Source organism: Bradyrhizobium sp. LB8.2 (genome assembly GCF_040548035.1).
GTDB lineage: Bacteria > Pseudomonadota > Alphaproteobacteria > Rhizobiales > Xanthobacteraceae > Bradyrhizobium.
Genome location: NZ_JBEPQV010000048.1, coordinates 25,000 through 46,193 on the forward strand (window position 1 = coordinate 25,000; position 21,194 = coordinate 46,193).

The window sequence follows — 21,194 nt, forward strand, 5'->3', positions numbered from 1 at the left end:
CCTCCTTGATTTTAGGGATTGCCGGAGCCGTCGATCGAGGTCGTGCCGTTCGTGGACGTGGGGCCGAGCACCGGCACGGACGGACTGATTCCGGCGCCGCCGATCTCGGTGGATCCCAGCGGAATCCCGACGCGGCCGACAGTCGATATCGAGGGCAAGGGCGAAACGGCCACAGTGTTGCCGGCGCAATTGGTCGAATAGGTGCCGGACAATCCGCCGCCGTCGAACAATGCTCCCGTCGACGAGGCATTGCCCGATCCGGCGCACCCCATCGTGCTTTGCACAGGATTGATCGGGGAAATGCCGGGGGTCGCGATTTCGGTCGATCCCAGCGGGATGCCCACCGGCCGCGTGGATTGCGGGTTGAGGGGTGACGTCGCAAGCATGCCCGTAGGCGGCTGCATGCCCGGCACCGTTGTTTGCGCGATGGCCGCAGCCGGGACCAGCCACAGTATGGCGGTCGCAAGCATCACACCGTTATATGTTGAATGCTGTTGTCGCATGGATGAAAGCTCCGGCTACTGCGATCGAACAATAGGAAGCCGCGCGAGCGCGGGTATTTCCAGAACGCACGTCCTGCTGCTCGGCTGCACGACGGCGAGGCGCTTCGTGCGCCGCATTCGCTCTCGCGCGACCATTTTGGCGGGCCGCCTCGTCGTCGACCCTGAAAGTGCTTTCGCTATCTCAGAATGGCCCGCGCGTGCGCGATCTCCCGGCCGCACGCGGCGATGTCGCCGGTGCGACCGGCGGCGCGCGCGCGATCGAGCGAATCGAGCGCGTCGGTGAGATCGGTGCCGTTGCTACCTGCTGCTTCAGCGAGCGAGCGCGGCGTGGGTTGATGGCTGCGTAGCGCGTCGAGGCTCTCTGGCTGCCAGCCGTGGGAGTCCGCGTCCTTTTCAATGGCCAGATCGAGCCGGGTTTGGGTTTGCGCGATGTCGTCCGCGCAGGTCGCGGCATGGGCAGGTAGTGTTGCGCATAGCAGGATGAAGAAAGCGATCCGGCATTTCGCGATGGATGTCATTGTTCGGTCCTATGCTTGGATTTCGAGCGACGTCAGGAACGTTGTCGTGAATGACAGAGCGCGTATCGATCGTCTTTCGTGTATGAACGCCGGCCGTTCACGCTTGAGAGAGATCATGTGAATACCAGTGTGCATGACGTGGACCATGCTCTTAAGATGCATCTCTCAACCCCGCCGCGTTTGGGGAAGCGCGAGTGGTGGTCGTCCCGGCGTGCGAAGTGGCAAGGACAGTTGTTTGCGGAAATACGCCAGCAAGGCTCGAAACTAGTGTCGCGTCATTCCAACCCGGAGTGATCCCGAGATGAAACACCTCAACGCTAGCCTCGCCTTTGCCGCCGCCGTTTCGCTATTCTCGACCGTCGCCCCGGCGCGCGCGGAACCGCTAAAGAACATCGTGCTGGTGCACGGTGCCTGGGTGGATGGGTCCGGCTGGAAGCCGGTCTACGAGATCCTGACCAGGGAAGGCTTCCGCGTCACCATGGTGCAGGAGCCCGAGACCTCGTTCGCCGACGACGTCACTGCGGCCAAGCGCATTCTCGATCTGCAGGATGGCCCGACGCTTCTCGTCGGTCACAGCTACGGTGGCTCGATCATCACCGAGGCCGGCGTTCACCCCAACGTCGTTGGTCTTGTCTACGTCGCCGCACATGCGCCTGACGTCGGAGAGGACGAATCGGCGCTGGGCAAGAAGACGCCGAGCGTCCTCGGGAAGACCGAAGGCGTCATCAAGGTGACGCCCGACAAGTTCACCTATCTCGATCCCGTGCAATTCCCGAAACTGTTCGCGCCGGATCTGCCGCGCGAGCGGGCCGAGTTCGTCGCGCGCTCGCAGGTCCCGGCCGCGACCCAGGTCTTCAGCACGCCGCTGAAGGCGGCGGCGTGGAAGACCAAGCCGAGCTGGGGCATCGTCGCCGGCAACGACCAGATCATCAGTCCGGATCTGGAGCGTTGGTACTACGAGCGCGCCAAGAGCCAGACCACCGTGATCCCGGGCGCCAGCCACTCGGTGTACGAGTCGCGTCCGAAGGAAGTGGCGGCGGTCATCACCCGCGCCGCGCGCAGTATCCAGCCGCCGGTTACGCGCTGATCACCCTTCGCTGGTCCTGACGCACGGACGACCGGCAGAAGGAAGGACGGCGGGAGTTACAACCCTCCCGCCGTCCCGACTGTCCCAAAATTCACGAATGCAATCGAAGAAGCGCTGATGCTTCTGTGCGGCGCCGGTCTGAGGGAATGACGGTCATGACGAGCTGGCAGAACAATCGAGCCGCGCGCGATGCGCGCATTGCGGCGGGAGCTGGCCTTGCCCGCGGCAAGATCGTCGAAGCGCACGACGTGACGCGCCTGCTGGAGGCCGTGATCCGGTCGGGCGACCGGGTTTGCCTGGAGGGCGACAACCAGAAGCAGGCGGATCTCTTGAGCCGCGCGCTGCTGGCGGTCGATCTCTCCAAGGTCAACGATCTGCATATGGTGCAGTCGGGTGTCGTTCTCCCCGAACATCTGGACCTCTTCGACCGCGGCGTTGCGAAGCGGCTGGACTATGCCTATTCCGGGCCGCAATCGGCACGCATTGCGCGCATGCTGTTCGGCGGCAAGATCGAGCTGGGCGCGGTTCACACCTATCTCGAGCTGTTCGCCCGCTACTTCATTGACCTCACGCCGCACGTCGCGCTGATTGCAGCAGTCAGCGCGGACCGCGACGGAAATCTCTACACCGGCCCGAACACCGAGGACACGCCCACCGTCGTGGAGGCGACGGCGTTCAAGGACGGTGTCGTGATCGCCCAGGTCAACGAGATCGTCGAGACCGTGCCGCGGGTCGATATCCCGGCCGACCGGGTCCACTTCATCGTCAGGGCCGAAAAGCCGTTCTTCGTCGAGCCGCTGTTCACGCGCGATCCGGCTGCGATCACGGAAGGCCAGATACTGACGGCGATGCTCGCGATCAAGGCGGTCTATGCACCTTATGGCGTCCAGCGGCTCAATCACGGCATCGGCTTCAGCACGGCCGCGATCGAGCTGTTGCTGCCGACATTCGGCGAGAGGCTGGGGCTGAAGGGCAGGATCGCGACCCACTTCGCGCTGAATCCGCATCCCGCGCTCATTCCCGCAATCGAGTCCGGCTGGGTGCGGCAGATCCACTCGTTCGGGTCGGAGGTCGGCATGGACGATTACATCCGCGCCCGCTCCGACATCTACTTCACCGGTTCCGACGGTTCATTGCGCTCCAACCGCGCCTTCTGTCAGACCGCCGGGCTCTATGCCTGCGACATGTTCATCGGCTCCACGCTGCAGATCGATCTGCAAGGTAATTCGTCGACCGTCACCACCTCGCGCATTGCAGGCTTCGGCGGCGCCCCGAACATGGGGGCGGATGCCCGTGGGCGGCGTCATCCGAGTGAGCCCTGGCTGAAGGCCGGAGCGGAGGCCGATCCGGACGGCACGGCGCTGATGCGCCGTGGCCGCAAGCTGGTCGTGCAGATCGGCGAGACGTTCGGCGACAAGAACGTGCCGCTGTTCGTCGAGGAGCTCGATGCGATCGAGCTCGCCGAGAAGCTGAAGCTCGATCTCGCGCCGGTCATGATCTACGGCGACGACGTCACGCACATCGTCACCGAAGAGGGCGTCGCGAACCTGTTGCTGTGCCGCACCGCGCAGGAGCGCGAGCAGGCCATTCGCGGCGTTGCCGGCTATACCGATGTCGGCCGTCGGCGGGACCGCGGCATGGTCTCGCGCTTGCGCGAGCGCGGCGTGATCCGCCGGCCGGAGGATCTCGGCATCAATCCGCTCGATGCGAATCGCAGCCTGCTGGCGGCGCGCTCGATCAAGGATCTCGTGCGCTGGTCAGGCGGCTTGTACGCACCTCCGTCGAAATTCAGGAACTGGTGAGGACCCGCCATGGAAGATCTCAGCTTTCGACATCCGGTCCGCTCCCGCGCGGACGGCGCCAGGCGAAGCGCGATTGTCGGCGTGGTCGCCTCGGGCAACCTCGAGGTGCTGGTGGAGCGTGTGCTGCCGGACGCGGAATGCGCCATCGAGATCAAGACCGCGGCGGTCGGTTTCGGCGAGGTCTGGAGTGCGGTGATCGGCGATTTCGTCGAGCGCTATTCACCCGGCGGGCTGAAGTTCTCGATCAATGACGGCGGCGCGCGTCCCGATACCGTCTCGCTTCGGCTGGCGCAGGCGGTGCGATTGATAGCGGAGAACGACCAATGACCGCGCAATTCAAGGACATCGCCCCGGCCGAACGGGCCCGCAGCACCAGCTTCTACGAGGCGTCGGCCCGCACGCGGCTGGAGCTGCTGCTCGATGCCGGCAGCTTCGTCGAGTTCATCGGGCCGGAGCAGCGCGAGGTCAGCCTGCATCTGAAGATCTTCGATCTACCCGAGCAGTTCGACGATGGCATCGTCGTCGGTCACGGCCGCCTCGATTGCTCGCCCGTGTTCGTCGCCGCGCAAGAGGGCCGTTTCATGGGCGGCGCCTTCGGCGAGGTGCACGGCGCCAAGCTGACTGGGCTGCTCCGCGCCGCGCGCCAGATCGGCTCGATTCCTGTGCTGATCCTGTTCGATACCGGCGGCGTCCGGTTGCAGGAAGCCAATGCCGGCGAGCTTGCCATCGCCGAGATCATGCGCGCCGCGATGGAGGCGCGTAGCGCCGGCGTGAAGGTCATCGGTCTGATCGGCGGCAGGTCCGGATGCTATGGCGGCGGCGGCCTGATCGCAGGCTGTTGCTCCGCGCTCGCCGTCTCCGAGCCGGGGCGCATCGCGGTGTCGGGCCCGGAAGTCATCGAGACCAATCGCGGCGTTGAGGAATTCGACTCCCGCGATCGCGCTTTGGTCTGGCGGACCATGGGCGGCAAGCATCGCCGTCTGCTCGGCGCCGCCGATGGATTCGCCGACGACAATGTGCAGGATTTTCGCGAGGCCGCGCTGGAACTGCTCGGCCTGGTCGGACCTTTCGGTCTCAACAGGTTGAAGGCCGAACAGGAGCGGCTTGCCGGCCGGCTGCGCAGCTTCGGTGCCTGCGCGGATGCCGTCGACATCTGGACGGTGGAAGGCATCGCGGATGCTCAAGCCGTTCCCGAGCTGCCGGCCGATGAGTTCATTGCCCTTGCCAACCGGATCGGGAGGACCAGCCGTGACGCTCGATGATATTATCGCCTCGCTCTTTCCCGACGGCCACGAGGTGAGGCGCGACAAGGGCGTCATCCTCGGCTCGGCGACGATGCGATCCGGTGGCCGGATGCTCGTGCTTGGCGTTGCAGACCGGACTGCGCTGGGCGTCGACGAGGCGATCAGATTGTCAGGCCATGTCCTGGAGTCGATCGGCCGGAATTCCGGTCCGATCCTGGTGCTGGTCGACAGCGACAGCCAGCGCATGAGCAAGCGCGACGAGCTGCTCGGGCTGAATGAATTTCTCGCGCATCTGGCGAAGGTGCTGATCCATGCGGACATGAACGGTCGCCCGACCATCGGCCTCCTGTACGGTCATTCGGCGGCGGGTGCCCTGCTTGCGACAGGCCTTGCAACGCGCGTGCTGGTCGGATTGCCCGGGGCCGATCCCGCGGTGATGGACCTGCCGTCGATGGCGAAGGTCACCAAGCTGTCGATGGAGGCGCTGCAGGAGAAGGCGAAGTCGACGCCGGTGTTCGCGCCGGGCCTGTCCAATCTTGCGCAGATGGGCGCCGTTCACATGACATGGAGCAATGCCGGTTCGCTCGCCGACCAGCTGGAGGCGTTGCTCGCCGACATGCCGGCCGCGCAGGACCGGCGGGATGCGCTCGGCAAGGAGCGTGGCGGCCGGCTCAAGGCCGCCGAGATTGCGGAGCGTGTTCGTGACCTGGCCCTGCAAGCACGGTGAGCATCCACCGGGTCGTCATGACCTCGTCTTCGTCAGCCCCGCGGGATGGCGCGCGATGCTGGACGCGCGCGACGATCTCGCAGCCGTTTCCCTTCTCGCGCGCTGGCCCAAAATGCGATGGCCGACGATCAGGCGTCGCGCTTTGCCATGCGAGGCAGGCGGCCTCGCGCTGGGCCTGCCCTTGCCGCCCTCGGCCGGCAAGAAACGGATCTGCCTTATGGTTGATATCGACCACGTCGCCTCGGTCGCGAGGCCGCCATTGTTGCGGCAGGCGCGGGCTTACGCGCCGCGCAACTGGTGGCCGACGCTCGACCGGCTCGACAGGCTGGCGCTTCGCCATGCGGTGGACGCGCGCGTCTTCGGCAGCCTGGCCTGGCAGTCGTTGACCGGGCTCGACTACGTCACCGGTCGTTCCGACCTCGATGTCCTGTTCGAGTTTCAAGGTGAAACCGACATCGATCGTTTCGTTGCCGAAGTCGCCGCGGTCGAGACTGGCGCGCCGATGCGGCTTGATGGCGAGCTGATGGGCGCCGACGGCGCCGCGGTCAACTGGCGCGAATTCCACGGCGGCGCGGGCGAGCTTCTGGTCAAGAGCATCGAGCGGGTGGTCTTGCTCGGCAGGCAGCAATTCATTTCGAGAGCTAGGGGATCATGATCACCACGGCTGCAAGAGGCGTGGAACGGCCGGTTCTGCGCCGGGCGCAGATCGGGCCCGATGTCTCCGCGGTCGGCGCTGTCGCCGCCGATTGCCTCGTCCAGGAGCTCGAAACCTGGCCGAAGCCGGGGCTCGTGAGCCATGTCGACAATGGCAGTCACGACGACATGGATGCGGCCACGTTTCGTCGCAGCGCCGCGGCCATCGGACCCTATCTGCAACGCCTGGCCGATGCGGGCGCGCATGGCTGCGGCATGGGGCGGCTTCGCATCATCGGCCTTGAAGCGGAGCGCGCCATGCTGGCGGCGACTGCGGGGGTCAACACGCACCGTGGCGCAATCTTCGGGCTCGGCCTGCTGTGCGCGGCGGCTGGTGCGAGAGCCGGCGGGTTGGTCGATCCCGGGCTACCGCTTGGCGCTATCGTGGCGCGCCTGTGGGGCGACAGCATACTCGATGGTCCAGTGCTGCTGCACAGTCACGGCAGCGTGGCCCGCCGCCGCTTTCGCGCGGGCGGTGCGCGCATCGAGGCCGCGACGGGATTTCCCAGCGTGTACCGGATCGGCTTGCCGTCCCTGCGCAGAGCAACGTCTGTCGTGCCGCAGGATGTGGAAGCCGCTCGGGTCGAAGCGTGCTTCGCCCTGATCGCATCCGTCGAAGACACCAATCTTCTACATCGCGGCGGGCTCGACGGCCTCCGCTTCGCGCATGACGACGCGCGGAGCTTCATCGCTTCAGGCGGCGTCCGCGCGCCCGGCTGGCGTGCGCGGGCGCAATCGATCCACGAAAGCTTCGTCGCCCGCCGTCTCAGCCCGGGTGGATCGGCCGACCTGCTCGCAATGACGCTCTTCGTCGACGCCCACGAAAGGCCGGTTCCATGATGTCTAACGCAATCCTGATGGCGCTGGTGCCGGTCTTCTTCGTTCTATTGCTGGGATATGCCGCCGGAAAATTTCATATCGTCGACAATCTTCACGTCGACGCCCTCAACGCACTCGTGATGGATTTTGCGTTGCCGGCCTCGCTGTTCGCCGCGACCGCCTCGGCGTCGCGCCGCGAGATGATCGAGCAGATCCCGCTCTTCCTGGTGCTCGGCGTGACGATGCTGCTGCTCTATCTCGCCTGGTATTTTGCCGCACGTGGATTCTCCAAGGTCTCCCGGTCGGAAGCATCGTTACAGGCGTTGACGATCGGCTTTCCGAATCTCGCCGGCGTGGGCCTTCCGATCATGACGTCGGTCGTGGGGCCGGCCGGCACTGTCCCGGTTGCCGTTGCATTGGCGGCGGGCTCGATTCTCATCAGTCCGCTAACGTTGATCATCGCGGAAATGGGCGCCGCCAAGGCTCGCGGCGAGCAAATGGCGACGCTGCAGGCCCTGACGGCAATCCGGCGTGCGATCACCAAACCGGTGGTGCTCGCGCCCGGGCTTGGCATCCTGTTCTCGTTGTCGGATGTGAGCCTCGACGCGCTTGCGCATGCGAGCCTCGCGCTGATCGGAAGTTCGGCCGCCGGCGTCGCCCTGTTCCTCACAGGAGCCATTCTGTCGGCGCAGTCGTTTCGGCTGGATTGGAAGATCACCCCTGCAACGGTGGCCTCGGACATCGGGCGCCCGCTGTTGGCGGTTGCGGTCATTTGCGTCATTCCGATCACGCAGGATGCTGCGAAAACGGCTATTCTGCTCGCCGCCATCCCCTCGGGCTTTTTTGGAATCTTATTCGCAGTCAACTACCGGCTGGATTCCGCAAGGGCAGGGTCCATGGTCATCGCCAGCACCGGATTCAGCGCCGTGACCCTGGCGATCGCGATCGCGCTGCTCTTTCCTCATTAGGCCGGGACCATGACGCTTGCGATCCTTTGCGCGGGGCAAGGCAGGCAGCATCGGGACATGTTCGCTCTCACGGGCGATGCGCCGGAAGCCGCGCAGCTGTTTGGGCACGCGGCCGCATTGCTCGGCGGCAGGGATCCGCGCGATTTGGTGCGCGGCGAAGCCGATGAGGCCATGCATCGCAACCGTGCCGGCCAGATTCTCTGCACCTTGCAGTCGCTCGCTGCGGCGCGCGCGCTCGCGGAGGTCATCCCACATGGCGTCATCATTGCCGGCTATAGCGTCGGCGAGGTCGCCGCCTGGGGTGTGGGCGGCTTGTTCGATGCTACCACCACACTCGATCTCGTGGCGCGCCGCGCAGAGGCCATGGATGCGGCTACGCGCGCGGGCGACGGGCTGATCTTCGTCCGCGGCCTTTCGCGAGACGCGATCGGTCGCCTTTGCGAGTGCCACGGCGCAGCGATCGCCATCGTCAATCCGGGCGACGCCTTTGTCATCGGCGGCGGCCGTGAGGCGCTGAGCGGGATTGCCATCGACGCGCGGGCCATGCACGCCGCAAGGATCGTCACGTTACCGGTCGAGGTCGCCTCCCACACCAAACGGCTCGCCGCGGCGTCCGCCGTCTTTCGTGAAACCTTGCGCCTGGCACCGGTGGTCTTCCCGCCGAGGACCGGTGCGCGCATTCTGAGCGGAATAGATGCCAGTCCGGTCGTCTCGGCCGAGAGCGGTCTCGACAAGCTTGCCGCACAGATCTCGTACACCGTGCAGTGGGCAGATTGCCTGCAAGCCTGTGTCGAAGCGGGTGCAACGGGTTTTCTCGATCTGGGGCCGGGACATGCGCTGAGCAGCATGGCCGCGGAAATCGCGGCCGGACTTCCGGCTCGCTCTCTGGATGATTTCAGGAGTCTTCAGGGCGTCCGCGCCTGGGTTGCGCCTCACCTGAGCGCCTAAACGCGACAAGAGAGACGATGCCGTCGATCGCGTCGTCGAAAAAGAGGGGCCGTCCTTGGGGGGAGGACGGCCCCAAAATGCTCGTATGCCCAGGGAGGAGAAAGGCTCGAGCCGTGACTTGGGGGTCTCAGTCACCTAACACGCGCAGCATCGCCAATCCCGCGGCCGAAGTATTTCACGAACCCCGGCTGTTTCTCATTTCGCAGGATTCACGTGAAGTCCGCGGGCAGCACGCAAGACACGGCCTTGCAGGTCGAAGCCAGATCGCTGCCGGCGAATCTGGAGGGAGCCGACGCGTTCCGGCTGGCGCATCGCCAGCGCGCGGGAGTTTCGCCCGTGATCCGCCTGAAGACGGTCGAGAAATGCGCCTGCGTGCAAAAGCCGACGATCAGCGCCACCTCGGCCAGGGCCGTTTCGGAATTCGATAGCAGCGATTTCGCACGCTCGATGCGCTGATGCAGCAGGTATTCCCGCGGTCGGTATCCAGTGGCGGCGCGAAACTGCGCCGCGAAGTGCATCCGGGACAGTCCCGCGACCTTGGCAAGCTCGGACAGGGTGATGCAGTGGTCGAAGTGCGTCCCGACATACTCTTCGATGCGCCGCAGCCGCCATTTCGGTAACGCATTGACTTTCGCGTGCGGGAATTCGCGCCGGGCAATGTGCATTGCCAGCGTCTGGCCGATGCAGCGCGCAAATTCCCGGTCGGCCCAATGGCCGCGTTCGGTCAGCGCTTTCGCAAGCTGCTCGGCGAACGAGTCGCGGAGCAGGATGAGGTCGTTGAGATCTTCGGCCGAAGCAGGTCCTACTCCAGGTCGAGGCGGAAAATAGCGGTTGGCAGAGACATGGAAGTGCAGGAAATCGCACGGCGCGTAGAACTGCGCACTGAGCTGCTGCGACGGTGCGCCGATATACAGCGTGCCTGCCGGCATGACGCCGTCGAAGATGGTGTGACGGCCTCTGGTCAGTTTGACGCGTGTGGTCTTTAAGGCGATGGCCAGGAAGTATCGGTCGCAAGGTGTCCGGGCTTCTTCGTGCCTTCTGACCGTTTGCGCAGCAGGAGACCGTCGGTTTGGGAAAACATGCTGGCGATCGCGATCGATGCCGCCACGCCGATGCCGGTTGCAAGCAGCCGGTAGCCGGCCTTTTCCATGCCTTGACCGCGCGTGGGCAGTGCCAGGATCACTACGGTGAGGGCTGACGACGAGGGCGATTCAAGCTCGAGCCAGAAGCTCACATAGAGCGCGAGAAGCATCGCGAGCCACACCCGCAGCGCAAAGGCCCAGCAGCTCGCCGGAAACCCGGCGAAGACCAACGGGCGCGCCTCGGCGGCAGCATCGGCATTGATTTGCATCGCGCGAGATCCTCCCGGCAGAGCGGTCGGCGCTGCCAATGTCGTGATACGCCTCCGAGTATGAGATGTGCCGGGTTCGCCGGTATTTCCGGTTCACCAATCTGGTTGCCGGAATGCACGTTGGGTCGCGAGAAAAGGGCTGTCGTCCGCTCAGCCGCGGGCCGGACTATTGCGGCCGTGGCCCGCCAGCGCCTCTTCGAGGCAGCGGATGATTTCGTCGCCGCTGGAGGGCTTGCCGAGAAAGCAATGCGCGCCTGCCGCCATCACGCGCTGACGCACGGATTCGCTCGGAAACGCCGTCATGAAGATGATCGGGAAATTGCGGCCTGCGGCAACCAGCCGGGCCTGCAGCTCATCGCCGGTGATGACAGGCATCTGGACGTCGGCGATCATGCATGCCGGATCGTCTCCTGGCGCCTTCCGCAGGAAGTCCATGCCGTTTTCGTAGGCCTGCGCCTCATAGCCGACCGAACGCACGAGGCTCGCCAGCGACGCGCGAACGCCTTCGTCGTCGTCCACGATCGCAATCACCGGGGTCTTGGCCATGGGCGCACAATCCTGACCGCGGTGTTCCGCAAGGAGAGCATCTCCCTTTGCGCGGCCGATGAGGCTTTATGCACCCGGGGCAGTCCCGCCGGAATTATACTCAGGTTTGGTCCGTAGTCCTGCGGGTCTGGGACACTCCGAGCGCCTCGGCCTTACGAACGAGGTCGGCGAACGACCGGACCCCCATTTTGCGCATGACGTTCCCCCGGTGGATCTTGACCGTGATCTCGCTGAGGCCGATCAGGGCGGCGACCTGCTTATTCATCAGGCCGGCGGTGACATGGCCCATCACCTCGCGCTCGCGCGCCGTCAGGGTCTCGTACTGGGCGCGGATGTCCTCCTTGGTCGCGGCTTCGGTCCGGTGCTGTGCATCGCGCTCGAGCGCCGCCGTCACTGCGTCGAGCATGTCCTGGTCGCGAAATGGCTTGGAGAGAAAATCGACGGCGCCGGCCTTCATGGCACGGACGGACATCGGAATGTCCCCATGGCCCGTCATGAAGATGATCGGATAGCTGATGCCCTGCCGGACGAGCTGGCTCTGCAGATCGAGCCCGCTCACACCGGGAAGGCGGATGTCCAGCACGATGCAGCCAGGGCCGTCGGGCAGCGAGCCGCCGAGCAGTTCGGCCGGCGAGCCGAACAGGCGCGTCTCGAGGCCGACGGATCGGAACAGGCTGTCGAGCGAGGCGCGGATCCCCGCGTCATCATCAACGATGATGACGACTGAGTTGAGGGATCCGGCCGGCCGTTGCGCGTGATCTGGTCGTATCATGTTCGAGTGTTTTCTTGGCTATATGGCAGTGTCAGGCGGAATGTCGCTCCCGCGCCGGGCGTACTCTCGGCTGACAACTGGCCGCCGTGAGCTTCCACCGTCGTTCGGCAGATCGCAAGTCCCATGCCCATTCCGCCGCGCTTCGTCGTGAAGAACGGATTGAACAGGCGTGGCACGTCGTCAGGCCGAATGCCGGGGCCGCTGTCCTGCACGGTGATGGCGAGATGCTCCCCGTCGACAGCACTGGCGCGCAGTTTGGCGGTGCGGGAACCGGGCTGGCCCGACATGGCCTGGCCGGCATTGACCAGCAGGTTGACGAGCACCTGCTGAAGCTGGATCCGGTCGCCGCGGATTGGCTTGAGGCCAGGTTCCGTCTCGACTGTGAGGACGACGTCATCATTCGCGAGTTCCCGTGCGACCAGAAGGGCCGCTTCCTGGATGATCTCTGCGATATCGAGACTGTCCTGCTCGGCAGGGGCCTTCTTCAGGAAAGCCCGGATGCGCGCCACGATCTCGCTGGCACGGCGGCCTTCCGCGACGATTTGGACGATCGTGGCTCCAACCTCGTCCAGATCAGGCACCTCGCGCCGCAGCCAGCGCAGGCCGGCCTCGCCACCGGTGACGATTGCCGCCAGCGGCTGGTTGACCTCGTGGGCAATGGAGGCGGTGAGCTCGCCGAGGGTGGCGACGCGCGCGGCATGAGCGAGTTCGGCCTGCGCCGCGAGCAACGCATCCTGCGCCTGCCTGCGCTCGGTGATGTCGATGACGAAGGCGAGCACGTTGCGATCGCCGTCGGGCCCGGAGGGAAAGGCGATCGTAAACAGCACGGGAACCTTGCGTCCGTCGAGCCTGACGAGCTCGGTCTCGCCTTCGTAGAACGGCTCGCCTTCCGCAAACGCGACCAATGCGCCGAGGAAATTCCGGTCGTTCTCGCCGAGAAGCCGGTCCGCATTCTCGATGAACATCGCGGCGCCGTTTGCCCCTGCCATCTCCTGCAGGGCCGGATTGACGTCGGTGATTCCAGCGAGCCGGCGGGCATGCCGGACGAAATCGGGGTGTCGCGCCAGATGGTCGCGCAGGCCGGCTCCTGCGGTCTTCAGCGATTGCAGCGCGGTTCGGAGTTCGCTCCAGTCCTCTTCGACCACGCCGATCCGGCTTGCGTCGAACATCCGGCGGTATCGCTGCTCGCTCTGCACCAGCGCGCTGTGTGCGGCCATGCGGTCGGTGACGTCGGTGTGCGTTTCAAGGACCCCGACGGGCTTGCCGAGACGGTCGTGCTGCAAGGCCCATCGGGCATCGACGGTCAGGGCGGCGCCGTCTTTCGTTCGCTGCTGCACGCGGCCTTCCCATCGACCGGTGTCGAGCAGGCCCGCTTCGATGACCTCGCGCCGGTCGGGATATCTGGTTTGCAGGAGCTCGTCGGCGAGCTGCCCGAGCGCCTCGTCGTCCGACCAGCCGTAGATCTGCTCGGCCGTCTTGTTCCAGTAGGTGATCACGCCGCCGCAATCCCTGACGAAGATCATGTCGTGCGAGAGGTTGAGCAGGCGCGCCTGCGCCGCGAGGCGCTTCGTTGCCGCGTGATTCTGCAGCGCCAGCAGGGTCGTGATCCCGATTGCCGCGAGGCTCACCAGCACGCGAAGCGCGGGCGAGGCGATGGTCCGCAGATCGTGCGACAGCAGATAGGCGGTTATCGTCAGGGCTATGCAGCCAGCTGCGGCGACGATGGTGTCGTCGCGCCGGTTGGTCTTCGCTGCGAGCAGGATCGCCACGACGTAGAGAACCGCCACCGCGCCCTCGAGCGGCGTCAGCACGTCAACCAGGAAAACCGCAAAGGCGAGGGCGGCGGACCAGAACCGCAAGCCGGCGCGGCTCATGGATGAGCCCGTGGTCCGATCATGAGTCGTCATCGTCGCTGGAAGTCGTTCTTCTCATATCAGCAGCGTTGATGCCGCGATTTGATCGCGTTCACAACATCCAGCCGCACGATTTTCGTGCTCTCGTGGAAGACCTGTCGCGCCGCTTAATCCGACGAAAGCGCCGGCAGGTGGCATTCCCCGGAAAAACCGGGGCGCTCGCGTGGTCCCACCGGTGGATGGTGCGCAAAAAGCGCGTCAACTTACCGCAGGCGCGTCACGCCGCAAGTCCTGCCGCATCCGCGATGCCGGTGAGGCGTCGCGCCAGTGCGCTCACCCGACGAGCGTGTTGCGATCATACCTAGGTATGATGCGGTCAACCTGAGAACCTATCGACGCACCCGCGCGTAGAATGGATCGCACGCACCGCCGAATTACGCTGTTCCCATGACATTCGGGCAAGGCAGTCAGGCCTGGCCGGATCGAAAACGGGAACAAGGAGATTCGACGATGTCGCTGCAGATGTCACGCTCACAGGCAATCAAGGATCATGACGTTCGCGCGATCGATATCTCGGCAATCGATCGCGATCGGCTCGGGCTATCGAAACTCCCTGGCCGGTTCGACGAAGGCGGGTCAATGCTGTCTTTCGTCCATCTGGACATGGCCCTGGCGGTCGAGCATGCGGCAGACGTCGAACGTTCCGCCGTTCGCGGGCCTGGCTTCAGGCTCTCCGCAAAACTTCTTGCGGGGCCGCCTGCCGAGAGCGAGCGGGCGTTTGCGGCGGGAGAATTCACCGATCCGGTTATGCGGCGCCTTTCCGATGCGCTCGCAGTGACCGAAGCCACGCACGACGTCCATTCCGCCATCATGGCCGACGCCCTGCGGCTTGCGATCCTCACCCGGACGTTCAGCCGGCAGGCCTCCAGCGCACGGGCCGAGCTCGACCCGGCCGACGCCATTCACGAGGAGGACGCCGGCCGGCCCGTACGGTCGCTGCAGAATTGGCGTCTCAAGCGCGTCCTGCAATATATCGACGAGAATCTGACTGCCAAAATGACGCTTCAGGGCATGGCCGCCGTCGCCGGGCTGAGCAGGATGCATTTCGCCGCACAGTTCCGCGCGGCCGTCGGTGTTCGGCCTCACGAGTATCTGCTGAGGCGTCGCATCGAGCGTGCCCAGGAGCTGCTCAAGCAGGCCGAAATTGCGCTCGTGGATATCGCCTTGACCGTGGGCTTCCAGACCCAGGCGCATTTCACCACGGTGTTCAAGCGTTTTGTCGGCGACACGCCGTATCAATGGAGGAGCGCCCATCTCGCGCAATTGATGCCGCTGCCGCGCGCAGGAGCAGGCCCGTCATGAGCACCATCGGCATTGAAGCCCTGCTGCTGCAGCTCGCGAGCATTCATTTGGTGCCGACGCACCATGAATTCATGGGGATGATCGAGTTTGTCCGAGCTCTCGGCAGTTCGTACCGCCTGGCTGCGTCAGAGCCCGAGAGCAGCCTTTTCTATGGACGTCTCGCCTTCAACTTCTGTCGGGGCGCTGTGATGTGGCTAGCACGGTAGGCGGCTGAGCCTTTATGGCTACCTTGCCGCGATTCAGGCGCAAGCATCTCCGCACAAACGCGGCAGAAGCTGCCGGGTTGCGGGTCTTGGCGGACCGCTTAACGAAGCCTGTCCATATGTCGTCGGTTCAAGCGCACGTCGTCATGCGCCGAGCAAACCAACGCACAGGCGAGGCGCGCTGATGATTTGGCGCGGCATCCGAACGACGAGCGGGATGCGCGGCAAAATTCCCAAACATAACAGACATAAAAAGAGCAAAACGGAAATTGCCGAGAGAGCGGACGTTCTGAGCCGAGGGCAGGAACTCTATTTCCTCACGCTCGATCCAATAGACGGTTGGCCGGGGGGAGTACGGCTCCCCTTGGCGTTTCGAGCAATGATCTCGCTGCCGTCGTAAGGCCTCGCGGCGCTGTCTAGCGCGCCGCGATCTCGTTGCGCCATGCCCAAGCTCGGGCACACGATGGGGTCGTCGCTGCGGGTGCAGCCATAGACCCAGAACTCGCCGCCAACCGACCAGATTTCGATGCGGCCTTCCCGATAGATCAGCCTCACGCCAGCGCTCTCTCAGCCGACGACCGCTTGGCGGCGACCTTCGCGATGGTAGCGCGGGAACAGTTGGTGACGCGCTGTATGGTGTTCCACGACTTGCCGTCGGCGAGCATGTCGGCGATGTCGCTATTGCGCTCGGTGTTCTCGGGGCGGCCTTTGAACTTGCCTTCGGCCATCGCCTTGCTGATGCCCTGCGCCTGTCGGCGGCGGCGATCTTCAAAATCTTTTCTTCCGATTGCGGCCAGCATGTCGAGCAGCATGCCGTTGATCGCATCGAACATCATCTCGCCAACCTACACCCACACCATCAGATCGCAAGGCTTCGGCTTTTGCGAAGTCTCCCCTCGAAGCGGGCGCAGACTCGGACTAACCCCGGTGTGAGGCCGAGTAATGCCAAGCCGTTACGTTCGGCCGTTACATCTTTCTTTTGCTCGTAACAGAGGGCGTGTGACGCCGCACCCCCGCAAGGGGGGCACGGCGTCACGCGATCCTTGCGAGATCGTCTATGTCTGAGGTTTGTTCTTGTTTGCTTCGTGATGACGGGTGGAAGTGGAGGCGGGACACACTTCGCCTTGGCTAGGCGAAGAGGCCTGCGTGACGGTATGGAGCCGCGTGCGCAGACACATCATGGTCGGCAGGTTTCCTTCTGGGAATGCATCGGGGTCGGCCTGTCGATGCTCCTGCTACTTCTTCCGGCGGCGGCGGCATGCGCCAGACCAGAACATCGCTTCGACCCAAGCCCCCTGACGCCATGTGCGACGCCGAAGACTGCTTCCCCCCCGCTCCGAGCCGGTGACGCTTGAACGGCTTCTCCGCGCACAAGCCGCAGTCGCCTATCTCATGGCGCGCGACGGCCCGGTCTACGCGCCGGACTTCGAAAGGCTGGAGCGCGAGATCGCCGCGAGGCGCGCGGCCGACGACGTGATGGCCCGCGCCAAGCGCTCCCTGGATGAAGTTAAGCCGCCGCTCTCTTTGACGCATCAGTCGACGTGCTGAAGGCGATGGCAGTCAGATATTTCAGCTTCAACGCGAGCCCGTAGCCGTCGCCATATTTGGGCTTGTCGATGCGATGGCCCATCATCTCGTCGACCAATTCCTCCGGCGCCTCGACTGCCTTCAAGCGATCCTTGAAGCTGTGACGGAACGAATAGATCTTGTGCTTCTCGGTCGGCGGCAGCTTCTTCTTGGCGAAGTTGCTTCATCAGCGTTGCCGAGAGCGACGATCCCTTGTCGAAATAGCGCGGGAAGCCCTGCGGATGCCGCTTCATCGCCTCCCGCGCATAACCGACCAGCGGAATGTCGCGCTCACTGTGCTCGGTCTTGAGGACGCGGCCCTCGGCCTCGATGCGGATGTAAGGAACCTCGGCATCAAGCACGATGCGAGAGGCGGTGAGATTGACGACCTCGCTGGGCCGCGCGCCGGTCTCCATCACAACATAGACGACGTCCCGCGCCTCATCGTTCAATTCATCGAGCTTGCCGGGCGCGAGGATAACGTGGCGGATGAAGTCCACGGAGAAGGTGGCGCGTTGACCATCGCGACCGCCCTCGATGCGGGTGCCGGCGAAGACGTCGTCGAGCCCCAGCTTGAGCCGCTTGTTGACCGCCCGGATCATGCCGCCGATGTGCGTGATGTTCTTGTTCGCGGTGCCGGCGCCGATGCCCTCGGTGATGACGCGCTCCTCCCACCAGTCGGCGAACGCCAGGGCGTCGTCGCGGGTGAGCTGGTGCAGGGCCTTGTCGCCGGTCCTCTCGATCAGGATTGCCACCGCGCGCTTCTTGGCAGCCTTCCACTTCCGAACCTGATCCGGCGACATCCTCGACAAGGAGAGCTTCTGGCTGATCTCGTACTCGTCGAAGAGCTGGGACAGCATGATCGCCGGCTTCTCTCGACCGCGCCCATGGCGGCCCTGCTCAGAGCCGGGTTGTCGATCGTCCCGCCGAGGATCAGGGTCTCGATGCGCCGGAGAACCTCCTCGACAGGTGCTGACGCGCCAACGGAGGGCGTCTGGTAGTCGAGCCCCAGCGAGCGGGCGAGCTTCACCGCGTCCAGATAGGACTGCTTCGCCTCGGCCGTCTTCTTGTCGGCCAGACCGCGCCAGTAGGATTCCAGCGTCTCGTTCATCCGGGCCGCGATCCGGCTCGCCTTGGTGCCGGTGCGGTCGGTCGCGACCTTGATCTTGGTCGAGAGCTTGACGTTGCCGCGCGTGTCCAGGTGCTCGTACTCGACCGGCACTCGCCGCAGGAAATGCCAGACGCCATGACGGACGGTCAGATACTGCGGCTCGCTCTTAATTGGCGCCCCTGCGCTGGACGTTTTGTGAGACGTTTCGTCGCATGAACGTCAAGCAAATCAAGTATGCGGCTGATTTAACAGGATATTTTGGGAGTGGTTTTGGCGCTCCCTAGCGGAATCGAACCGCTCTCTCCACCGTGAAAGGGTGGCGTCCTAACCGATAGACGAAGGGAGCAAACCCAGGGCCCCGCCGCTTTTCGCGGCACGGCCGCTGACCGCCCGAGTCGTGCCCCGGCGGCTGCAGCGGGCGAACCTATAATGGCCTTTGGCGCCCTGGGCAAGCCGTTCGGGAACGCTCTTTTGGGCCGGTGGACAGCCGCCCCCCGGATCATTCGGGGGCGAATTCAACGGTTTCTTAGGTTCCCTGAGCTAGCGCTGGAAGGGGAGAATTTGAGCCAATGCCACAGCCCAAGAAGCGCGCGGCCCGCAAGTCGCTGTCGCAGCATGCCTGGATCACGCTCGACGGCGGGTTCGCGGCACGGCAATGCCTGGTCCAGGACATCTCCGATACCGGCGCGAAGATCACGATGAACGAGGATGCAAGCCAGCTCCCGGGCACGATCCGGATGGCCTTCGCACGCGATGCGCGGACCGGGCGGAGCTGCCAGGTGGTCTGGCGCCGCGACAAATCGGCCGGCATCAAGTTCATCTGACCGCGGGCGAAGCGACCCGATGGCGCGTGGCGCCGGTCCGGGCTAGAACGGCCCGCATGCGTGCGCTGCTCCTCATCCTCGTCTCGTTGCTAGGTACATCCGCGTCCGCGGCAGAGGCCTTGCGTCTTCCGCCCGCGGAGCGCCCACAGGCCGGCAAGGCCTTGCCGCTGAAAGGCGCGGGCGGGACGGCGAAGGCTGGCTCCTGCGCCTCCTATGGCCGTGGCTTCTATATGGTCGAGAGCACCGGGACCTGCGTCAAGATCGGCGGCTCGATCAGCGTCGAGACCACGGTCAGGCGCTGAACCATATGCCGCCCGATATCATGCGGCCCGAGATCATCGTCCCGTTCGTGATGTATTGCGCGCTGCTGTGGTGGGTCGGCCGCGGCTTGAGCTGGACGGCAAAGCTGGCCACCGGGGTCGTGTCGCTCGTGGTGATCGTCGGCGTGCTGCTGGTCGAGCGCGGCTGGCGCTAGGGCGCCCAAACAAAAAACGCGAAAACAACCCCATGCACAGTAGCCGCCAGGTCCCGGCGGCGCGCGGCGAAACGCCGATTCATCGCGTCCTCAGCGGACTTTAAGCCGCGTCAGCGGCTCACGACATCGGCGGTGCCACATATTGCGCAAAACCGGGCCGCTTGCCGAGTTCGGCGAGCCAGCGCGTCAGATGCGGCTGCGCGGGGCGCGTGATGCCTTCGACGCCGAGCCAGCGCCGCGCATAGGCGCCGATCGCGATGTCGGCGAGCGTGAAAATATCGCCGTCCATGAACGGGCGCGTGGCGAGTAGGTGGTCGGCGATGGCCCAGACCTCGGCGGCGGCATCGGCATCCTGCTGCACCCTGATCATATCGCGCTCGGCGGGCGGCGTGCGCACGATGCCCCAGAACACCGGACGGTCGACCGGCTGCACTATCGACAGCGTCCAGTCGAGCCAGCGGTCGACACTGGCGCGCAGCTTGGGCGCCTCGGGATAGATCGGCGTGCCGCGCCCGTGCGCGAGGCAGAGATAGCGCATGATCGAATTGGACTCCCACAGCGCGAAGTCACCCTCGACCAGAGTCGGGATCCGCGCGTTGGGGTTCATCGCGAGATAGTCGGCGTCGCGGGTCCTGCCAAAAGCCATGCCGGCGTCGATGCGCTCATAGGGCAGGCTGAGCTCGGTGAGGCACCACAGCACCTTCTGCACGTTGACCGAATTGGCGCGGCCCCAGATCGTCAGTTTTTGGCCCGGCACATCATCCTCCCGCAGCGTTTGTTTCGGCGCGGGTGATAGCGGAATTCACTGCGGCGAGCGATGCGCGATTGCGCCGATCCTCTTATGCAAAAAGGTCCTCGTGCAAAAGGTCCTCATGCAAAAAGCTCCGCCCAAGGCGGAGCTTTCATTGCAAGCAAGCCTGTTGCAGGTGAGCCCTACGTCAGTGGCCGAAGAACAGCCACAGCAGAATGATCACCGGGATCGGCACGCCAACCATCCAAAGCAATAATCCTCGTCCCATTGCGTCCTCCTCCAGTTGCATTGTCGAAGAGAGAACGCCGGGGGCGGGCGCTGGTTCCAAAGAGGCAGCCTTACCAATGGCCGGTGTTGGGCATCGAGGACCACGGCTCCTGCGGCGCCTTCGGCTCGCCCTTCTGCAAGATCTCGATCGAGTGCAGATCCGGCGAGCGGACGAAGGCCATGTTGCCGTCGCGCGGGGGACGGTTGATGGTGACGCCCGCCTTCATCAGCTTCTCGCAAGTGGCGTAGATGTCGTCGACCTCATAGGCGAGATGGCCGAAGAAGCGGTCCTCGCCATACTTTTCCTCGTCCCAATTCCAGGTGAGCTCGACCAGCGGCGCGCCACGCGACTGCGGCTGCTTCTTCAGCGCCTCGAGATCGTCCGACGAGCACAGGAACACCAGCGTGAAACGCGCCTTGTCGTTCTCGATCCGCCGCACCTCCTTCAGCCCCAGCGCATCCTGGTAAAACTTCATCGCGACATCGAGATTGCGCACGCGCAGCATGGTGTGGAGGTATCGCATGGTTGTTGCTCCCTGGAACGGATGGAGGGTTTTTGGTCTGGGCGGGGGCGATGAATAGCAGCAAAAGGCGACAAGGGGCAGGGGGCGGGGGCACATGTGCGTGAGGGGGAAACGGTTGGCGAAGTGAGCCAGCCAAACGTGGACAAGGCCTCAGCGTAACAGGCTGAGCGATGGCGAACGTTAACTGCACTGGACTGCACCCCTGGAATGAGACACGGTAATTGCGGTGACAGGCTCATTTCGAGGATGACCTGTGGCAGCAAGAGGAAAGAACCGTCGG

General features: G+C 64.6%; 26 protein-coding genes, 1 tRNA gene and 1 pseudogene. 15 read left to right on the top strand and 13 right to left on the bottom strand.

Translation table 11 applies throughout. From position 1 onward, the window contains the following. Window positions 1-11 precede the first annotated feature (11 nt). Together ABIB06_RS36190 and ABIB06_RS36195 are read right to left on the bottom strand one after the other, a co-directional pair. A complete protein-coding gene (locus ABIB06_RS36190) occupies window positions 12-503 on the bottom strand; it encodes a hypothetical protein (RefSeq protein ID WP_354052906.1) in 492 nt (163 codons plus the stop codon). 176 nt (window positions 504-679) lie between these two features. Next, the gene (locus ABIB06_RS36195) at window positions 680-1,021 is read right to left on the bottom strand and encodes a flagellar export chaperone FliS (protein WP_354052908.1); all 342 of its coding nucleotides are present in this window, start codon (window positions 1,019-1,021) and stop codon (window positions 680-682) included. 301 nt (window positions 1,022-1,322) lie between these two features. Here ABIB06_RS36195 and ABIB06_RS36200 point away from each other — a divergent pair, with 301 nt between their 5' ends. From ABIB06_RS36200 to ABIB06_RS36240, 9 genes are all read left to right on the top strand, one after another. Then, on the top strand, window positions 1,323-2,108 hold the full coding sequence (locus ABIB06_RS36200; protein WP_354052910.1) for an alpha/beta hydrolase: 786 nt from the start codon (window positions 1,323-1,325) through the stop codon (window positions 2,106-2,108). Window positions 2,109-2,263: 155 nt separating this feature from the next. Then, window positions 2,264-3,910 carry a malonate decarboxylase subunit alpha gene (gene mdcA, locus ABIB06_RS36205; protein ID WP_354052912.1) on the top strand — a complete coding sequence of 549 codons (1,647 nt, stop codon included), beginning with the start codon at window positions 2,264-2,266 and terminating at the stop codon, window positions 3,908-3,910. A gap of 9 nt (window positions 3,911-3,919) precedes the next feature. Continuing rightward, a complete protein-coding gene (gene mdcC / locus ABIB06_RS36210; protein WP_247445611.1) occupies window positions 3,920-4,237 on the top strand; it encodes a malonate decarboxylase acyl carrier protein in 318 nt (105 codons plus the stop codon). Beyond that, window positions 4,234-5,172, top strand: a complete 939-nt coding sequence (locus tag ABIB06_RS36215; protein WP_354052914.1) for a biotin-independent malonate decarboxylase subunit beta — start codon at window positions 4,234-4,236, stop codon at window positions 5,170-5,172. The genes mdcC and ABIB06_RS36215 overlap by 4 nt, the downstream gene beginning before the upstream one ends. Beyond that, entirely contained in the window at window positions 5,159-5,881 is a 723-nt protein-coding gene (gene mdcE / locus ABIB06_RS36220; protein WP_354052916.1) for a biotin-independent malonate decarboxylase subunit gamma, read from the top strand. The genes ABIB06_RS36215 and mdcE overlap by 14 nt, the downstream gene beginning before the upstream one ends. Further along, the gene (gene mdcG / locus ABIB06_RS36225) at window positions 5,856-6,536 is read left to right on the top strand and encodes a malonate decarboxylase holo-[acyl-carrier-protein] synthase (RefSeq protein ID WP_354052918.1); all 681 of its coding nucleotides are present in this window, start codon (window positions 5,856-5,858) and stop codon (window positions 6,534-6,536) included. Before mdcE ends, mdcG begins: the two co-directional genes overlap by 26 nt. Beyond that, entirely contained in the window at window positions 6,533-7,414 is an 882-nt protein-coding gene (gene mdcB / locus ABIB06_RS36230; RefSeq protein ID WP_354052920.1) for a triphosphoribosyl-dephospho-CoA synthase MdcB, read from the top strand. Before mdcG ends, mdcB begins: the two co-directional genes overlap by 4 nt. After that, window positions 7,411-8,361, top strand: a complete 951-nt coding sequence (locus ABIB06_RS36235) for an AEC family transporter (protein WP_354052922.1) — start codon at window positions 7,411-7,413, stop codon at window positions 8,359-8,361. Before mdcB ends, ABIB06_RS36235 begins: the two co-directional genes overlap by 4 nt. A gap of 9 nt (window positions 8,362-8,370) precedes the next feature. Further along, window positions 8,371-9,309 carry an ACP S-malonyltransferase gene (locus tag ABIB06_RS36240; RefSeq protein WP_247445616.1) on the top strand — a complete coding sequence of 313 codons (939 nt, stop codon included), beginning with the start codon at window positions 8,371-8,373 and terminating at the stop codon, window positions 9,307-9,309. Window positions 9,310-9,518: 209 nt separating this feature from the next. Here the strand turns inward: ABIB06_RS36240 and ABIB06_RS36245 are convergent, their stop codons facing one another. The 5 genes and pseudogenes from ABIB06_RS36245 to ABIB06_RS36265 form a co-directional block, all read right to left on the bottom strand. After that, window positions 9,519-10,520: a helix-turn-helix domain-containing protein gene (locus ABIB06_RS36245; RefSeq protein WP_502916589.1), complete on the bottom strand. Its 1,002-nt coding sequence runs from the start codon at window positions 10,518-10,520 to the stop codon at window positions 9,519-9,521. Next, window positions 10,424-10,660: pseudogene (locus tag ABIB06_RS36250) on the bottom strand (FUSC family protein); the annotation flags it as partial. The pseudogene ABIB06_RS36250 and the gene ABIB06_RS36245, both read right to left, overlap by 97 nt. A gap of 150 nt (window positions 10,661-10,810) precedes the next feature. Next, on the bottom strand, window positions 10,811-11,206 hold the full coding sequence (locus tag ABIB06_RS36255) for a response regulator transcription factor (RefSeq protein WP_354052926.1): 396 nt from the start codon (window positions 11,204-11,206) through the stop codon (window positions 10,811-10,813). Window positions 11,207-11,306: 100 nt separating this feature from the next. After that, window positions 11,307-11,978 (bottom strand): response regulator transcription factor, encoded by a 672-nt coding sequence (locus ABIB06_RS36260; protein ID WP_354052928.1) that lies wholly within the window; start codon window positions 11,976-11,978, stop codon window positions 11,307-11,309. Further along, window positions 11,975-13,852: a PAS domain-containing sensor histidine kinase gene (locus tag ABIB06_RS36265; protein WP_354052930.1), complete on the bottom strand. Its 1,878-nt coding sequence runs from the start codon at window positions 13,850-13,852 to the stop codon at window positions 11,975-11,977. Before ABIB06_RS36265 ends, ABIB06_RS36260 begins: the two co-directional genes overlap by 4 nt. 489 nt (window positions 13,853-14,341) lie before the next feature. Here ABIB06_RS36265 and ABIB06_RS36270 point away from each other — a divergent pair, with 489 nt between their 5' ends. Together ABIB06_RS36270 and ABIB06_RS36275 are read left to right on the top strand one after the other, a co-directional pair. Then, on the top strand, window positions 14,342-15,193 hold the full coding sequence (locus tag ABIB06_RS36270; RefSeq protein ID WP_354052932.1) for an AraC family transcriptional regulator: 852 nt from the start codon (window positions 14,342-14,344) through the stop codon (window positions 15,191-15,193). Continuing rightward, window positions 15,190-15,399 carry a hypothetical protein gene (locus ABIB06_RS36275; protein WP_354052933.1) on the top strand — a complete coding sequence of 70 codons (210 nt, stop codon included), beginning with the start codon at window positions 15,190-15,192 and terminating at the stop codon, window positions 15,397-15,399. The genes ABIB06_RS36270 and ABIB06_RS36275 overlap by 4 nt, the downstream gene beginning before the upstream one ends. A 306-nt stretch (window positions 15,400-15,705) precedes the next feature. Here ABIB06_RS36275 and ABIB06_RS36280 read toward each other — a convergent pair whose 3' ends face one another. Together ABIB06_RS36280 and ABIB06_RS36285 are read right to left on the bottom strand one after the other, a co-directional pair. Further along, on the bottom strand, window positions 15,706-15,951 hold the full coding sequence (locus ABIB06_RS36280) for a hypothetical protein (protein WP_354052935.1): 246 nt from the start codon (window positions 15,949-15,951) through the stop codon (window positions 15,706-15,708). After that, a complete protein-coding gene (locus ABIB06_RS36285) occupies window positions 15,948-16,229 on the bottom strand; it encodes a resolvase (protein WP_354052936.1) in 282 nt (93 codons plus the stop codon). Before ABIB06_RS36285 ends, ABIB06_RS36280 begins: the two co-directional genes overlap by 4 nt. Before the next feature lie 559 nt (window positions 16,230-16,788). On the opposite strand from ABIB06_RS36285, the gene ABIB06_RS36290 reads away from it, so the two are divergent. Further along, on the top strand, window positions 16,789-16,944 hold the full coding sequence (locus ABIB06_RS36290; RefSeq protein ID WP_354052938.1) for a hypothetical protein: 156 nt from the start codon (window positions 16,789-16,791) through the stop codon (window positions 16,942-16,944). Here ABIB06_RS36290 and ABIB06_RS36295 read toward each other — a convergent pair. Beyond that, entirely contained in the window at window positions 16,929-17,822 is an 894-nt protein-coding gene (locus ABIB06_RS36295) for a site-specific integrase (RefSeq protein WP_354070088.1), read from the bottom strand. The genes ABIB06_RS36290 and ABIB06_RS36295 overlap by 16 nt on opposite strands. 522 nt (window positions 17,823-18,344) lie before the next feature. Further along, a tRNA-Glu gene (locus ABIB06_RS36300) sits at window positions 18,345-18,419 on the bottom strand. A 223-nt stretch (window positions 18,420-18,642) separates the two neighbouring features. On the opposite strand from ABIB06_RS36300, the gene ABIB06_RS36305 reads away from it, so the two are divergent. The 3 genes from ABIB06_RS36305 to ABIB06_RS36315 are packed head-to-tail and all read left to right on the top strand — an operon-like array spanning window position 18,643 to window position 19,372. Further along, window positions 18,643-18,897, top strand: a complete 255-nt coding sequence (locus tag ABIB06_RS36305; RefSeq protein ID WP_354053386.1) for a PilZ domain-containing protein — start codon at window positions 18,643-18,645, stop codon at window positions 18,895-18,897. A gap of 56 nt (window positions 18,898-18,953) precedes the next feature. Continuing rightward, window positions 18,954-19,199, top strand: a complete 246-nt coding sequence (locus tag ABIB06_RS36310) for a hypothetical protein (RefSeq protein WP_247342383.1) — start codon at window positions 18,954-18,956, stop codon at window positions 19,197-19,199. A 5-nt stretch (window positions 19,200-19,204) separates the two neighbouring features. Beyond that, window positions 19,205-19,372 (top strand): hypothetical protein, encoded by a 168-nt coding sequence (locus tag ABIB06_RS36315; RefSeq protein WP_354053385.1) that lies wholly within the window; start codon window positions 19,205-19,207, stop codon window positions 19,370-19,372. 118 nt (window positions 19,373-19,490) lie between these two features. Here ABIB06_RS36315 and ABIB06_RS36320 read toward each other — a convergent pair whose 3' ends face one another. Then, a complete protein-coding gene (locus ABIB06_RS36320) occupies window positions 19,491-20,129 on the bottom strand; it encodes a glutathione S-transferase family protein (RefSeq protein WP_354053384.1) in 639 nt (212 codons plus the stop codon). Between the two features lie 332 nt (window positions 20,130-20,461). Further along, on the bottom strand, window positions 20,462-20,914 hold the full coding sequence (locus ABIB06_RS36325) for a VOC family protein (RefSeq protein WP_354053383.1): 453 nt from the start codon (window positions 20,912-20,914) through the stop codon (window positions 20,462-20,464). Window positions 20,915-21,194 lie beyond the last annotated feature (280 nt).